The sequence below is a fragment of the Sphingobacterium sp. B29 genome (assembly GCF_001952815.1).
GTDB classification, from domain to species: domain Bacteria; phylum Bacteroidota; class Bacteroidia; order Sphingobacteriales; family Sphingobacteriaceae; genus Sphingobacterium; species Sphingobacterium siyangense.
On record NZ_CP019158.1, the window covers coordinates 4,896,484 to 4,911,398 of the forward strand.

The following is a 14,915-nucleotide window of genomic DNA, read 5'->3' on the forward strand; positions in this document are numbered from 1 at the left end:
CTCCTTTAATTTGGTACGACAGTATGCGTATAGTCTTTGTCGCCTTGTAAAATCATCGATATTTTTGTTGGATGGCCGTCTACTGCATCCGCAAATTTCCATTTATCGTCCCATTGTGAAAGATTGGGCAATATTCGGACGAAATAATAAGAAGGAGCTGATGAACTATTGGGCGGACTGTCCGTCCCGTTTTGAGTTCCCAACTGTAAGGTTTCAGCCTTTCCGGCCTTGACGGTTTCCATTTGGAACTTATAACGTTGGTCACGGCCCCAACTTTCCTGTTTAAAATTGATGATACCTGTTGCAGACCAAATTCCCTTACCTTGATAAGGTAGATCCAACACCACAGCTCCGGATGGAGAAAAATAAACGCCCATGTTTTTGATCTCTGTGTAAGTAACTGCTGCCACATTGAAATCAATTCGAATACGATATACTGCTGTCTTGGCAATACTGTTACTTCCGGTTTCACCTTCTTTTATTTTGGTTTGATCTTCCGAATAGAAAACACGTCCCTCAGCAGACTTGCGATCCGTAAAGGTGTATTTTTTTCCGGCTTCCAATTTTGTAAAGATCTCATATTCACCATTACCTACCAATTTAAAAGGTAAAGATGCGGCAACATCCGTCCCACCCTCAGTCGCCTCTCCAGTGATAAATAATTCATCGGGGATCTCTGCAAAGCCTTCCAGTGTTTTGATATTCAATACTTTCTTTGCTTTGCTCAATACCCGTTTCATTCCACGGATAGCATATACGGACCAGATCACATCGCCGCTCTCACCAGGGTTAATCCCAGCTTTCGTTGCTACCTGATTCAATATTTTGTGACTAATATTGGCGCCGTTTGAGTTTCCATTATTATCCGACGTGACTGTATAAAGAGGCTTGCTAAAATCGCCATCGAGCTTATCAAAAACAACTTCATATTGCGCTGCCCCACCATCGGCCACCAATGCCGACTCCCATTCAAAATACAGCGCTGCTGAGCTGGAACTTAATAATTTGACAGCTTTTCCATCTGCAGGAGCATATAGGTTCTCAACAGCCGACACCTCTGCGTCGGCGTATTTCATATCGTCTTTTTTACAGGAAACGATGCTCGCAGCCAATGCGACCATTGCTATAACTTTAAAATACCATTTCATGTCTATATCATTAATTTATGGTTCGAAACGTACATTTTTTAATGCGCCGTTTGCGCTAGTTTTTGAATTAAATTTAGTTTGAGTAGCCCAGATTGTTAGGCAATAAATTTTTATTTAGATCGATCTGAGTTCGTGGTATCGACCAGAGATAATCTCTACTTTCATCAAATCGGCGGATATCCAGTTTGATATTACTATTGTTACCACCATATTTAGCACCCAATACCTGGCCGTCCAAATAGGTTTTACCAGCTTTCCAGCGCATGATATCATAGTAACGCAATCCCTCAAGAGCAAGCTCACTTCGCCGCTCATTTCGGACAATTGTTTTCAGATCTCCGGTAGTCGGAAAGTCTAACGCTTTTGATGCTTCAAAACCAGCCCGCTGACGAATAGGTCTGATCGTCATATCCCACACTGCTGCATTGAGTTGTCCCAGTGCTTCTTTTGCTTCTGCATACATCAATAAGATATCGGCGTACCGAAACATGATGATGTTCAATCCAGCATCGTATTTTACCGTTGCTGTTACATCGTAGTATTTCTTTACGTAATACCCTGTGGCGGAAGCGTTGGCACTTGCACCCTGATATTCGTCGAGCCGTTCCTTATCTGTTGTACCAGAGCCGGGTTTGATAAAGATCTTACGTGTTGTACCGTCAAAATCAGTCCATTGCCCACCATGAAAAACGATGGTTGCGGCCATGCGTGGATCGCGGTTGACATAGGGATTATTGTCGTTATATTGCGGATCCGTAGCAATGGTATTTCCGCCCAGTGTCAAATAATTATCGACCAGACTTTGTAATGGTGCATAACCATTTAAACGTGCTTGAGCAGAGATTGGTGCTGCATCATATAACTTATTCCAGGTTTTTAATAAAGGTACATAGGCATAATCCAGAATAACCTCTGAATTATATTCATTGGCTGCAGTAAACAACTCCGGATAACTGCGGAATAAAGCGTAAGTGCCAAATTCCGTTTGTTTTTTCATCAGATTTTCACAGTATTCCAATACTTTATTCCAGTTGCTTTCATAGAGATAGGCCCGGGCTTGAAAGGCTGAAGCGGCCCCCTTGGTAATCCGGCCACGGTCGTCTACCGGTAAAGCATCTCTGTTCGGTAGATCGGCCATACATTGATCCAACTCTTGATGGATAAAGGCCATGATAGTCGCTTTTTCTGTCCGAGGAAGAGTCTTAGACTCTTCCAGCGAGATATCTTTCGTGAAGAAAGGCACAGCGCCATAGAAATTAACAAGTCTAAAATAGAGAAATGCACGGATAAAGCGTACCTCGGCGATACGGCGTTTTTTGAGTGCCGCATCCATTCCAGGTACACGCTCTACATTCTCTAGATAGACATGGCAAGTCTTAATACCACCGTAAAGATCGGACCACTCTGCCCCAAAGCGGCCCAGTGTTGGATCGGCGGTTCCATTACGAATTGCGCGCTGGTCTGTGTTTGAGCGCCCCTCAAAAATATTATCACTCAGGGCTTCATCATTCCACATACGATCTGCTGAATACAGCTGATTATAGGCCATATTGACCATTTTTTCGGCGTTGTCTGGATAGTCCCAAAAATTTTCATCGGTAAAGCGATCTGTTGGCAGCGTATCCAACTTATTACAGGATGTTAATTGGAGAATTGCCATTAAACTCAAGCCTCCAATAAGTATCTTATATAGTTTCATTACATAAAAGGTTAGAATTGAATATTTAATCCACCGCCATAGTATTTCAACGTCGGATAATTGCGGGCACTATTGGCCGAACCACCCATGTTAGAATCAAATTCGGAGGATTCGGGATCTATCCAGGAGTTTTTGCTCAAAGTCAGCAGGTTTTGGGCATTGATGAAAAAGCGAACACGCTGCAATCCCAATTTCGACACGACTTCTTTGGGTAACGAATAACCTACCTGTATATTTTTCAATCGAGCGTATTTCCCGTTGAAAAGATAGAGATCAGAATCTTTCCCAAAGTTGTTGGTCGATGCTGTTGATCCATTTGCAGTCAGTCGGGGCCAGCGTCCATCAATATTGGTCGGCGTCCAGTAATCGAGTTGATGCTGATAAATGGTATATGAATAATTCTGATGAAATGGTTCGATCAATTCTCCCCGGATCATCATATCGCGCTTGCCTACCCCTTGCCAGAACATACTAAAATCAAAATCTTTATAATTCAGGTTATAGGTTAGACCAAATGTAAAGCGGGGGAAACCATTGCCCAACACAAAGCGGTCCCGTGCATCGATAATTCCATCGTTATTGCGGTCGACATACTTTACATCTCCGGGGCGCAGATCTGCTGCCGTAATACCGCTCGGCAAGGCCGAAGTTTCAATATCCGTTATATTTTGAAAGAATCCGGCCATCTTGTACCCATAATAGGAATTATAGGGTAGCCCAACACGCGTTAATTTAGTAATGTTATCGACTGTCGAAATACGGTCATCGCCGGGCATCGCAATAATCTTATTGTGACTATCGCCCATATTCGCATTGATCGTATGGTGGAAATCGCCTGTTGTAGCACGGTAGCTTAGGTTGATTTCCCAGCCCTCATTGTTCATTTCACCTAAATTCTGATTCTTTAGGGAGGTTCCGAATGTGGAAGGTATTTGAGGCGACATCAAGATATCAACTGTACGCTTTTTAAAATAATCGAAACTGGCCGTTAATTTATCATGAAAGAAGGTGGCGTCCAACCCAACATTGAAATTATAGGTTTTCTCCCAACGTAGATCCAGGCTGGCATAATTAAATCCCGCAGCAGAAACAGGTTTGTTGTTAAATCCATAACTGTTCTGATAGGATTCATAGGTAAAATAATACGCATAGTCGTCTACGGCCTGATTGCCAAGAACACCATAGGTAGATCTGATTTTTAGGCTACCGACATGTTGTTTATACCAATTCATAAATACTTCGTCGGATGCCCGCCATCCGAGGGATCCCGAAGGAAAGAAGCCCCAGCGATTAGCTTTCGAGAACTTAGAAGATCCATCGTAGCGAAAGCTAAATTCGGCAAAATACCTACTTGCAAAGTTGTATCCGGCACGACCGAAGATCGAATTGATACTATTTTGCAGTGTCCCATTTGGTGTCACACGGGCACTCACGGGATCGATAACTGTCCCTGTCGTAGGTGTACCGAGGACAGGATCAGTAAATTTCATTTTCAGTTCGTTTTGTCGGCGTGTATAGGATTCGTTGGATGCTCCAAACAGACCTGATACATGATGGCTGCCAAAATTTCGGTCATAATCCAGAAGGAGTTGAAAGTTTAACAACGAGGCTTTTTCGTTAAAATCTTCGGTATTGCGGTCTGAATTGACGTAGACCTGAGGTTGCGTGGCATCTGGACTGGAATATAATGGCACCTGGATTCTACGGATAAACCGGTGATCGGCATAGATGTCCGCTCCGAAGATACCACGCAGTTTTAAACCTTCGAACAGTTTTGCTTCGAGATTCAGGTTGATATTGAAATAGTCGTTATCATTTTTAATATAGCCGCCTTCATTCAGTTCAGCCAGAGGATTTTGATCTGTCAGTGCATTGTTGACAAGATATTTTCCATTATCAGCCTGCATGCGATAGTAGTAATAAGGCGGAAGTCTGGAAGCATTGATAATGGCACTTCCGGCCGTGTTGCTCATGTTGTTGTTGCGGGTATAGGCTAAGATTGAGGTCAATTTAAAACGTCCGATCTCTGTACTGAGGTTGCTCCGCAAATTGTACCGCTTAATGCCAAAGTCCTGTCCGACAAAGTTGCTGGGCTGATTGTAAAAGCCGCCGGAAAATAAATAGGAACTTTTATCTCCACCTCCGGCCACACTGATATTATATTTTTGCTGGAACGAGTTTTTCATGATTTCCGGCAAGTTCCACCGCTCGATATCCTGATGGGCATATAAGTCTGTAATAGCCTCTGGTGAAAACTGTGGATCCATTCCTGAGTTGGTCAGTGCAAGATTACGAAGGGTCGCATTTTCATATCCTGCAACAGGTGAAAATAAAATCTTAGGTTCTTGCACGCCCCACTGGGTGCCGACAGTCACCGCAGGCCGCTGATTTTGGCGTCCTCTTTTGGTGGTTACCAAAATAACGCCATTTGCAGACCTCGAACCGTATATAGCCGTAGAACCGGCGTCTTTCAATACCGACACCGTTTCGATGTCATCTGGATTGATCTTATTGAGTGTTCCGCCTTCTGTAATAATTCCATCGATCACCACCAGCGGCGCATTACTGTTTATGGTAGATATTCCACGAATATTGATATTCATCGAATTATCATTGGGGTCCATGCTTTTCTGTTGGATGGTCAAACTGGGTGAGGCTCCTTGAAGGGCTTGCGTTACATTGCCTACAGGTCGGTTTTCGAAAGTCTTCGCACTGATCTGGTCAACGGCCCCAACAACACGCTGACGTGTCGTGGTACCATAGCCGATTACGATAACTTCTTCGAGCTGACTGTTGCTATTTTTCATGATCACATTGAGCTGCCCCGATCCGTCGGTCCGCAGGGAAGACAGTTCTCCGCTCAATGCATCATAACCAACAGAGGAGAATACCAAGGTTGCTTTGGGTGAAAGATTTGTGAGGGTAAATAGACCATCACTATTGGTGGTAGTACCTATAGATTCATTTCCTTTGACCCGCACAGAGACATTTGCGAGCGGTTCGCCACGTTCATTGGTCACACGTCCTTTTACAGGGACTTGATTTGGGGTCATCGTAAACTCCATCGGTACGGACGTTATGGAAGCTTTTGGCTTATCATAAATGACCACAGTCTTATTATCCAACTGGTAGGACAAGGGCTGATCTTTAAAGATCTGGTCTAATACATCCGACAATTGACGGTCCCTAACTTTTATGTCAACAGGCTTCGCGTTTACCATCTGCCGTTCAGTGTACAGAAAATTGTATCCCGTCTGAGATTTGAGTTCCCTAAATATTTTCTTAAGGCTCATGTTGGAGTATTCTAATGTTACCTTTTGTGCAAAGGTGGTAGCGCTAACCTGCATAAAAGTAACCAAGATAATTATGGTTGTCAATCGCATAATAAGCCATAGTTTACGGAATAGCAGATACGCTATCTCCTTTTTTCTGATATAATTTTGATACATTTGTAAGGTTTATTTGCAGTGTATTCGAGTCGTCCAAAACAGAAACATACTGCAGATTGGATAGTTAAAATTTAATTGTCCCAAACGGCAACCGAGCTCCTTCAGGATCTTGGTTGCTTTTTTATACCCCCCTTCGTGGCTATTCGTTTTGTCGTTTTTTGTTCATCGGTTCGTTTATTTAGGTTATTGTGTCATTAATTATTTAGCGGATTATTACGGCAGTACATGTATTTTTTTTCCGTCGATTCTGAAATGAACGGCACCCGTTTTTTCGAGCAGGCTTAAGACTTTTTGAACATCATCAAAACGCGATATTCCGCCACCAAATTTCTCGGTCGTTTTTTTACCTTGATAGATGACCTCCACATTATACCAGCGTGCCACCTTGCGCATGACACTTTCGATATCATCTCCATCGAACATAAATTCGTTGTTTGTCCAGGCAATAACCGGCGCAGTATCTATTGGACGGGATTTTAGCACCCCATGAGCTGTAAGGCTCGACTGCTCACCCGGTGCTAATAACAGTTTTTGACTGTGGGAACTGACCTGTACACGACCTTCCAGTAGGGTGGTCTGTACCGCCGATTCGTCGGCATAACTATTTACATTGAAATGGGTACCGAGCACTTCGACCTGCTGATCTGCTGCCTGCACAATAAAGGGGTGTTTGGAATCCTTCGCTACTTCAAAATAAGCTTCACCGGTCAGTGTGACAGTTCTGTTTTTTTGATTTGCAAAACGAACCGGATAGCTGAGCGAAGAAGCCGCATTGAGCCATACTTGTGTACCGTCAGGTAGCTTAATCCGATAGGTTTCTCCTTTGGTTGTCGATAAGGTATTTTGCTCGATTTCGCCCTGCGAATTATCGCTGACTTCGTAAATCAATTGGCCATCTGTTGTTTTAGAGATTCTTATACCCGATTCTTCCGCAATCCGACCGTTTTGTGTTTCATGTAGATGAATCTGCTTGCCGTTGGCCAGCGTTAAGGTCGCCGATTGTTTTCCGGGTGATATCACATGTTGTGCAGCTTGCGGAGATACGTTTTTATTTTCAATGGTAAGAAACCAGCGACCAATAATTAATAGTCCGATAACAACAGCTGCGCTTGCGCCAATACGTTTCCAAGCCCATAGCGATCTTGTTTTTGGTTTATTGATCTGGAGATGCAATTGGTCCCAGGTATTATCCAGTACGGCCAATAAGGTTGGATCGTCCAATAGATGTTGATCGATGGGATCGTCCAAAACCTCTTGGATGAGTTCTTGAAGTAATATTTTATCTCTGCCTGATTTTACATAGGACAAAAACGCACGGGAATTTTCTTCGCTAAGTTTTCCCTGTATATATCGCCTTAACGTATATCGAAGTGTTTTCTTTTCCACAATTGGTTACCCTCTTTTCAGCTAATACACTTCAGCGGTAAACGTCATCTGCTCTGGTTGCGAATTTATTTTACTTTTTTTCTGTGCAATGAAAATTAGATGCGTTAATGCTGTTGGAGAAGTATAAAAGAAATAATGAGCAATGTGGATTTATCCAGGATTCCATGCTTCTCTTTTATATATTTCGTGGCTTTTACGATATGGTCGTTAATCGTGGATGTCGATATACTCAATAAGTCGCTTACTTCGGCATAGGTTTTGCCCTCAATTTTACAAAGTTTATAGATCAATTTGCGTTGTGGCGGCAGTTGGTCAATGGTCTGCGACAACCATTCTTCATATTGCTTTTCATAGAGTTCTTCTTCGACGTGGCTGTACATGGCTGTATTGTGAAGGCTAAGATATGCCTGAACTTGTTTTTCGAGGTTATTTCGCCGGATAAAATTATAGACGGTATATTTGGCGATCTGGAATAGATAAGATCGAAAAGACTGCTCGGGATCAATCAACTCCCGCTTATCCCATACTTTAATAAATACTTCCTGTAATAGTTCGACTGCGTCTTCTTCGGACTTGACCATCTTACGGATATTGAGATAAATACGCCCACTATACCTACTGTAGACCTGCCGAAAAGCACCCTGGCAGCCAGAACGCAGGGAGATCAAGACAGACTTCTCTTCAGTATCGTCGTATTTTTGTGCGTACATTGTCACGTTTTACCCTTTCATTACTAGCAAAGATTGCTATTTGTTTATAATATCCGGTTATTGATCTCCAATCTTAACATTTGCTTACAAGCTAATAAGCGTCACAAAAAACAATTACATGATGCAGGAATGTTTCATAAGTTGGTCTTTCACGCACTGTGTCTAGTAATTTGTGGATTACTCCCTTAATCTGGTTACGAACAAATATAATAAAACTAAAACGGTTTTGCTTTTTTAAATAAAAATTTAAAAAGATTAACAAATTTTGATTTTTCTCAAACATGCATAGCAGGAATTCATCTGGCACATAAAAAGGAGACTACGATTTATTCGTGTCTCCTTCATAGCCCAACAGTACCTGTCGAAGCTTTTCTCCAGACCTCCTTCCAACGCTTACTAGGGCAATAGGTGAGATCGGCCCCATCGCCAAAGAAGAAACAGGAGCAAGACGAAGCCCATGATCCAAACCTGCTGGGCAGAGCGCATTTGGCTGCCACTTTTTTCATGGCTGACCTGCTTTTGTTTTTCCTGTTGCTTTTTTTCAGCCAGCTCCAGTACCTCTTTACTGACTCTTTTGGCTGACTCATGCAATAATAAACCTCCCGACCGGGCAGACAGACCACTATCGGGATAGAAACGAAAAGCGCCGTCCGTCCAAAAGTACCAAAGGCGGGAAAGCGTATCCTGATGGTCGGAATATAGCCTTCGGAGCTGCTCGGTATACTGCCGGTGCGTATCCGTTTCTTGTTGTTTCTGATATTTTTTATTTTCGTAGATCTTGCAGGAGACCAGCAAGGATAAGAGTCCCCCATAAAATATCACCTGGCATAGCCTTGTTTTCATCCTTCCTCCTTTCAGTCCAGCCAATTTGAAAAAGCATAAATGGTAGTCAAGGGACGCCGCTTGCACAATACACGATTATCCACATTTCCTTCGACGGTTACGATCCAATTACCCTCCTTTTTGCGCACAATCCCTACATGGTTGATACGCTGGAGACTGGGGCTATAAATGGCGAAGAGATCTGCTGGCCGGATGCTCCCCTGCCCGATCTGCTGGGTCGTATAACGCCGGGCCATCGGAAAAAGTGCCGGGCTCCAGGCATTGCGCGGAGCTGCAAGGCCCGCCTGACCATAACACCAGGAGACAAAAGCAGCACACCAGGCATGGCCCTTTCCAAAACCAGTATACGCTAGGTATTCCTCGACCCGCATACCATCGTTATTGCCATTGGCTTCCTGCACACAAATTTCCTGTACAGCGATAGCTGCAATACGTTCACGTGCGACCAAACTAGCGTAGTGATGCGAGGATTCGGCATCTCTATATCCTGCACCAGGAGCCGAGCCACGGAGCTCAACATCGCTGCCCGATTGCTGCCTGTCGGCTATAGCAGCATTGCCAGCACCGCCAAGAAAGAGAACAGCGACAGAAAGAAAACCGAAAAATAAATAACGCATTGTTGCCATGATGTCAATTGATTAAAGTGAACACTAAATTGCTGACGAAAGAGCTTAAAAGGCTGCCAGAGGATCTCCTGTAGCCAAAAGCAGCAGTAGATAATCAATAGTGCCGCCAAAACGGCAAAGAACAATACCGAAAGAATACCAATATCCAATACCCCTGCCGTGGGATCTATCGCTTGCAGCAGAAAGCCTGCAGCAATAAAAAATACCATAAGACAGACCAGACTAATGCCCAGTACCCATCTCCCTGTCAAAGGCCAATAGATATACTCGATATCCGCGACCAATTGTTGTTGTTGTACTATTTTCATTCGTTTGATTTTAAATTTTACCTTATCGAATCAATTCGTTTCAAAAAAAGAGCTGCTCCCGAAAGAGCAGTCTCCATAAATCCACACAGCTAGGTGAGCACAAATTCACCTAAATACTGGCTGCTTGATGTCATCACCCCGTCCCGATGGATGTTAAATGTCCAGCCGACTATTGTCTTACCGGTATAGCTGTCTGGCAGCGTAATATCCATTGCGGCATCAAGTCGTGTTGCACCTTCAAATGCAAAAAAGAGGTTTTCTATTACGTCGTACAGAATCACAAGGACCTGATCATCATCAAACGCATTGAAGCGGTTTCCGATCGGATCCCAGGTTAAAGACAATACCTTCGGAAAAGATTCAACTGTCTGCAACCCTACCAGAGCGGCCAAACCACCGCTTGCGATTTTCACGACACTATAGTCGATCGTAAAATTGGGATAAGCCCCTTTAAACGCATTATTGATAAATTGTTGGAAAGCTACATTGTAGCCCGTTTTGTTTCTTTGTTTGCTGTCCGAAAAACCCAGCATCAGGATATCTTTAATGGATTTGAGAAAACTGGTTGTCATCCCAAATTTCATGCGCTGTGCCAGCTGATCTTCCGATGCTGCCTTTGAACTTTTCTTTGGCAGTGACCGTACATAGTCTATACCCCGCCACGACGAACCTACGATGTTGCCGACCTTACCTTGGTAGGCCCCGTGAATTCCTTTTATAAATCTTGCCATACTATTATTTTTTTAAAATATTTAACCATCATGTGGCGCTGCAGGCAGCCACGATATCGATATCATGACACTAAGGTAAAGTGGTTTAGAGGCGCTGTTGGCCTTATGGCGCCATCTTGCGCCATTTGGCTGAAAATGCCATTTTTAGCGACATAAAAACCGAGCTATATGTTGGGAAATACTGTATTTTTCGAGGGGTTTCGGTCCGGGCTCGCCCGCTTCAGGATTAGTCATTCTTTGTTAGTTTATGGCTATTTTGAGGCCATTCAAAGGCCGCTACATTACCAATATGACAAGGTCTATGCAGATAAACAGCAAAGAATCACCAAAGAACAGGCAGAGAAATGGCAAAGAAATACCAGAGAATAGGCAAATGAATAGCAAAGGATATGCAGAGAAAGACCAAAGGATAAGCAATGAAGTAGCCTAGTATGGGTAATCAATAAGTAAGGAAATACCAGGTCAGTATACTAGCAATACCAAACCAATGCGCGGCAACAAGTAAAGAATTGGCCATAAATCAGCAATTAAAAAGAGAATGAAAAAAGGCCAACCTTTTCATAAAAGATCAGCCTACTAAACACTAGGACTCAAATTAGTCCCTTAGCGATACTCCGCTTGATCGCATCCTGCAGATCCTCTTCGCGGTAATAATGTTTGTTGCCCAGATAAATGGGCTTAAGTACACCCGATTTCACCCAGCGGTTGTAGGTTCGTTCGGAGATACCTAATCTTGACACCACAGCCATGCGGGTCATCAGTTCATCAATGTTCCACTTTGTCATCTGTCCAGGCTCCGAAGAGAGGTGGTGTGCTGATAGTTTTGCATTGATTTCTCGCAACAATTGTACGATTTCATCCAATTGTGACATAAAATATTTCATTGGTCGATACCATGAAATGAGGGCAGCCTACCCTTTACTTATTATTTTGTTTATACACTTCATATTGGTGTTTAAAATTCTCTTTATACGATCTCGTCATTAAAATAGGAAAAGTATTTCTTGGTTTCATCAAGTATAATTCATCTGTGCGTACTAGATCAACCTTCGATAAATTAACCAAGGTATTACGTCGTGGACGCGCAAACTTAGCGACCGGAAGCTCGGATTGTAATGCTCTAAGGCTTCCTCTATAGCGATGGCTCTCCTCCTTCATAAAAATATCAACCAGAAGATTGTTAACCGTGGCATAAAAAATTTCTTCCACCTCAATATCAATCATTTTGCTATCCAAGGTTTTCACCCTCAGCGTTTTTACATCACGCGTTTTCATATCCAATCTTTTGTCGACCATCTCGACTACATCTTCCATTTTCGCCTTTAAGGCGTTAAAACTAATCTTTTTACTGAAATAAGTATAGATACCGGCCTCGTTGGCTTTAAAGACATAATCTGTATGCGCAGAACAAGCCACCATCAATGGCGGATTAGGGATCAATTTAGCCAGTTTGATTCCATCGATATCGGCATCGCCAAGGTCCATATCAAGTATCAAAATATCCACTTCACTTTCTTTCAAATATTCAATGGCTTGCACGGGATTATTCACAATCTCGATATCCTCATTGATAAAAGGAAGCTCTTTTAAGGACATCAGCACATATACCAACGAACTGGGTTCATCGTCCACGATCAATACCCTATAATTTAGCTTATTCATTTGTTTTCAAAAAATTTTAGTTTAATATGTATAGAAAAGATCCCATTTTGTTGCTGTGTCTCCAGTGTGGTCTGATAATCTACTTGTTCCAGTTTCGCGCGCAATAATCCAAAGCCAGTTTCAGTGCCGATTTTATCACTTTTGGGCGCCCAATGGTTTGTGCAACACAAAGACATTTCAACCCCGTTGCCAAGGAGCGTAAATACAATTGGATAATCTGCCGATATAAGGGCATGTTTTAGACAGTTTTCCAACGGGAAGAATAATATGCCTGTTGGTATTGCCGGGTAAGTAGGCTTTCCTATTGTAGGCTCATAGCGAACGGCTCTTTCTCCATAGTAATCCTGTAGTAGTCGAACGAAACAATTGAGCTCGTCAAGCTCTTCCTCAAAAGGTTTGAGTTCACCATTTTTCTCGATTTCCAGCAAATAAGCCAAAAACTGGATGATATCCCGTTTGGTACGTTTATCGGATGGTTCCTCATCGATCAACATCTTACCAAAGCTCGTCAGGAATATCGTTGTCAGGAAATGCGAGGTGTATTGAATACCCAAAGCCCTTTCCCTAAATTGTTCCAAGTCCTTATTCAGCTCATTTCTCTCCTTTTTTAACAGCGATGCTTTATAACGAAAGAAAACTCCTGCCGCCAATAAATTAGCGACCAGATATCCACTGATAATCCTAAAATAAAACTTTGGCAGATTAGCGGATTGCACATGACGGGAGAAACGGATATTAACCTTCGGAAGTATCGTATAAATTAAGGTATGGATACAGGGGATAACAGTCAGGGAAATAAGGACATACAGCACAACGCTGACTATTCTTCGTTTATTCCCTTCTTTCCAGCTATAAAAGTACAGTACAGTTATCACATAACTGTATGCCGTATACAAAGATGCAGCAATTACAATCTGGATAAAGGGAATAGCTTCTTCACTCCATAGCAAATTTGCCAACCCTACTAAAGTCAACATAAAAGCAAAAACAAGCATATTCTGATACGCCAAATGAAGTATGTTTCGCATGGTAACCCGTCAGTTTACTTAACAAGTTTAAGTTAAAAAAATATTTTTATTCAAATTGGTAACAAAAATATTTTCTATTAAAAATTCCTCTCTTTTCGTTGAGTTGGATCTGAATATTTTCTGCTAGTTTCAAACTAAAGTTAGGCGTTATATATGATTTGATTTTATAACAATTGAGAACATGTAGATATGCCCAGCATTCCCAACGCCAGGGTTCATCCTTGATTTGATTGGCTAAGAATTGAAACAGCAATTTCATACTGCGCAATAGATAATCTTCTCTACTTTCGTGGCTCAATCGAAAAATCTCTTCCCCCATAAAAAGGTAATAGCGGCCGTCTTTGACGGAATGGGCTAGTGGGACAATCGGCATTTGAAGTAAAAAACTCAGTACAGCAATACCTTTGCGTACATAGATAGAGCTTTCCAAAAAACTAACTTTCAGTTTTCTCTCCAGCGTATCTTTAGTTCCACTATTTCCATCGGCAAATATCAGCAAGTGTCTCCCCGCACGCGTCGTCGTCCTGACCTTCAATAGTACACTTGGATCGTCGCTCATCAAAAAGCGATGTAATGTTCCCTTTTCATGACATAGATCACGAAGTGCTGACATTTCTTCCTGATGTTTTGCAAATACTTTTCTATCCATTAAGATATCGAACTGGATGTTATTTTCAGCTAGTATTTGGGGGATATAGGCATGCATCCCCAAGTGATATAGTACCAAAATGCTCGGTTCGGCTTTCGGGAGCGATTCTATAGCGTCAGTATTCCAAATCAGATTAGAATGCAAGGGTTTGGGCAAATGATAATTGCACCATTGTTGGTAAATAAATTGGTGTTGCTCCCATTTCAATCGGGGCATGTAGCGGTGCAGATGCGCCGAAAATAGCGCATAGCTCCAGCTGTGGTTGTCTTCTGAATATATCATTTAAGGCGATTTATTGAAGGGAGGAAGAAAACATCCCTGTTTTCGTTCCTCCCTCAAGGGTATTTGGCTGCGCGAATTAGAAAGTTAAGATGGGACAACTTTCCTCATCTTTGATCTCACCGGAAATAAAAGATTGCAGCTCATCCCATTGTAAAATAGGCTGCGCTTCCATTGCCTGATCTATGCCATTGAATACCTGATCTTTCAAGATTTTCATTTCATACTATCTTTGATTTACAATTGGTCCTTCAAAGGATTGTACCTTCCCTTTGTCGAACACTTGACTACTCCATATCGGATCCGACGGTGGCAAATATGTTAGAACAAATAAATCCTTTCAAAAAAAATTGTACATATACCGGTTAATGTCACTTACAATTCAAATACAGCTTAG

15 protein-coding genes are annotated in these 14,915 nt (G+C 42.4%); 1 reads left to right on the forward strand and 14 read right to left on the reverse strand.

Annotated features, from left to right (window positions below; genetic code table 11):
- Positions 1–5 precede the first annotated feature (5 nt).
- The 9 genes from BV902_RS20960 to BV902_RS21000 form a co-directional block, all read right to left on the reverse strand.
- Complete coding sequence (locus tag BV902_RS20960) at positions 6–1,148, reverse strand: SusE domain-containing protein (protein WP_075993610.1); 1,143 nt, start codon at positions 1,146–1,148, stop codon at positions 6–8.
- 73 nt (positions 1,149–1,221) lie between these two features.
- The gene (locus BV902_RS20965) at positions 1,222–2,847 is read right to left on the reverse strand and encodes a RagB/SusD family nutrient uptake outer membrane protein (RefSeq protein ID WP_075993611.1); all 1,626 of its coding nucleotides are present in this window, start codon (positions 2,845–2,847) and stop codon (positions 1,222–1,224) included.
- Between the two features lie 11 nt (positions 2,848–2,858).
- Positions 2,859–6,296 (reverse strand): TonB-dependent receptor, encoded by a 3,438-nt coding sequence (locus BV902_RS20970; protein ID WP_237241761.1) that lies wholly within the window; start codon positions 6,294–6,296, stop codon positions 2,859–2,861.
- Between the two features lie 213 nt (positions 6,297–6,509).
- Positions 6,510–7,682 carry a FecR family protein gene (locus tag BV902_RS20975; RefSeq protein WP_083663705.1) on the reverse strand — a complete coding sequence of 391 codons (1,173 nt, stop codon included), beginning with the start codon at positions 7,680–7,682 and terminating at the stop codon, positions 6,510–6,512.
- 104 nt (positions 7,683–7,786) lie between these two features.
- Positions 7,787–8,392 carry an RNA polymerase sigma factor gene (locus BV902_RS20980; protein ID WP_075993613.1) on the reverse strand — a complete coding sequence of 202 codons (606 nt, stop codon included), beginning with the start codon at positions 8,390–8,392 and terminating at the stop codon, positions 7,787–7,789.
- Between the two features lie 396 nt (positions 8,393–8,788).
- Positions 8,789–9,235 (reverse strand): hypothetical protein, encoded by a 447-nt coding sequence (locus tag BV902_RS20990; RefSeq protein WP_075993615.1) that lies wholly within the window; start codon positions 9,233–9,235, stop codon positions 8,789–8,791.
- 11 nt (positions 9,236–9,246) lie between these two features.
- Entirely contained in the window at positions 9,247–9,861 is a 615-nt protein-coding gene (locus BV902_RS28225; RefSeq protein WP_237241763.1) for a CHAP domain-containing protein, read from the reverse strand.
- A complete protein-coding gene (locus BV902_RS27475; protein WP_157626161.1) occupies positions 9,780–10,169 on the reverse strand; it encodes a hypothetical protein in 390 nt (129 codons plus the stop codon). Before BV902_RS27475 ends, BV902_RS28225 begins: the two co-directional genes overlap by 82 nt.
- A gap of 89 nt (positions 10,170–10,258) precedes the next feature.
- Entirely contained in the window at positions 10,259–10,900 is a 642-nt protein-coding gene (locus tag BV902_RS21000) for a DUF6266 family protein (RefSeq protein WP_075993616.1), read from the reverse strand.
- A 168-nt stretch (positions 10,901–11,068) separates the two neighbouring features.
- On the opposite strand from BV902_RS21000, the gene BV902_RS21005 reads away from it, so the two are divergent.
- Entirely contained in the window at positions 11,069–11,269 is a 201-nt protein-coding gene (locus tag BV902_RS21005; RefSeq protein WP_075993617.1) for a hypothetical protein, read from the forward strand.
- Positions 11,270–11,490: 221 nt separating this feature from the next.
- Here the strand turns inward: BV902_RS21005 and BV902_RS21010 are convergent, their stop codons facing one another.
- The 5 genes from BV902_RS21010 to BV902_RS27480 all read right to left on the reverse strand — a co-directional run bounded on the left by BV902_RS21010 (position 11,491) and on the right by BV902_RS27480 (position 14,738).
- Positions 11,491–11,784, reverse strand: a complete 294-nt coding sequence (locus tag BV902_RS21010; protein WP_075993618.1) for a helix-turn-helix domain-containing protein — start codon at positions 11,782–11,784, stop codon at positions 11,491–11,493.
- Positions 11,785–11,818: 34 nt separating this feature from the next.
- A complete protein-coding gene (locus tag BV902_RS21015; protein ID WP_075993619.1) occupies positions 11,819–12,562 on the reverse strand; it encodes a LytR/AlgR family response regulator transcription factor in 744 nt (247 codons plus the stop codon).
- Complete coding sequence (locus tag BV902_RS21020; RefSeq protein ID WP_157626163.1) at positions 12,559–13,590, reverse strand: hypothetical protein; 1,032 nt, start codon at positions 13,588–13,590, stop codon at positions 12,559–12,561. The genes BV902_RS21015 and BV902_RS21020 overlap by 4 nt, the downstream gene beginning before the upstream one ends.
- Before the next feature lie 46 nt (positions 13,591–13,636).
- Positions 13,637–14,521: a hypothetical protein gene (locus BV902_RS21025; RefSeq protein WP_075993621.1), complete on the reverse strand. Its 885-nt coding sequence runs from the start codon at positions 14,519–14,521 to the stop codon at positions 13,637–13,639.
- A 76-nt stretch (positions 14,522–14,597) separates the two neighbouring features.
- Positions 14,598–14,738 carry a hypothetical protein gene (locus BV902_RS27480; RefSeq protein WP_157626165.1) on the reverse strand — a complete coding sequence of 47 codons (141 nt, stop codon included), beginning with the start codon at positions 14,736–14,738 and terminating at the stop codon, positions 14,598–14,600.
- Positions 14,739–14,915: the final 177 nt, after the last annotated feature.

Excerpts from the sequence above, each read along its gene's own strand:
- BV902_RS20960 (WP_075993610.1), bottom strand. The coding sequence starts at position 1,148 with ATGAAATGGTATTTTAAAGTTATAGCAATGGTCGCATTGGCTGCGAGC.
- BV902_RS20965 (WP_075993611.1), bottom strand. The coding sequence starts at position 2,847 with ATGAAACTATATAAGATACTTATTGGAGGCTTGAGTTTAATGGCAATT.
- BV902_RS20970 (WP_237241761.1), bottom strand. The coding sequence starts at position 6,296 with ATGTATCAAAATTATATCAGAAAAAAGGAGATAGCGTATCTGCTATTC.
- BV902_RS20980 (WP_075993613.1), bottom strand. The coding sequence starts at position 8,392 with ATGTACGCACAAAAATACGACGATACTGAAGAGAAGTCTGTCTTGATC.
- BV902_RS20990 (WP_075993615.1), bottom strand. The coding sequence starts at position 9,235 with ATGAAAACAAGGCTATGCCAGGTGATATTTTATGGGGGACTCTTATCC.
- BV902_RS28225 (WP_237241763.1), bottom strand. The coding sequence starts at position 9,861 with ATGGCAACAATGCGTTATTTATTTTTCGGTTTTCTTTCTGTCGCTGTT.
- BV902_RS27475 (WP_157626161.1), bottom strand. The coding sequence starts at position 10,169 with ATGAAAATAGTACAACAACAACAATTGGTCGCGGATATCGAGTATATC.
- BV902_RS21000 (WP_075993616.1), bottom strand. The coding sequence starts at position 10,900 with ATGGCAAGATTTATAAAAGGAATTCACGGGGCCTACCAAGGTAAGGTC.
- BV902_RS21005 (WP_075993617.1), top strand. The coding sequence starts at position 11,069 with ATGTTGGGAAATACTGTATTTTTCGAGGGGTTTCGGTCCGGGCTCGCC.
- BV902_RS21010 (WP_075993618.1), bottom strand. The coding sequence starts at position 11,784 with ATGAAATATTTTATGTCACAATTGGATGAAATCGTACAATTGTTGCGA.
- BV902_RS21015 (WP_075993619.1), bottom strand. The coding sequence starts at position 12,562 with ATGAATAAGCTAAATTATAGGGTATTGATCGTGGACGATGAACCCAGT.
- BV902_RS21020 (WP_157626163.1), bottom strand. The coding sequence starts at position 13,590 with ATGCGAAACATACTTCATTTGGCGTATCAGAATATGCTTGTTTTTGCT.
- BV902_RS21025 (WP_075993621.1), bottom strand. The coding sequence starts at position 14,521 with ATGATATATTCAGAAGACAACCACAGCTGGAGCTATGCGCTATTTTCG.
- BV902_RS27480 (WP_157626165.1), bottom strand. The coding sequence starts at position 14,738 with ATGAAAATCTTGAAAGATCAGGTATTCAATGGCATAGATCAGGCAATG.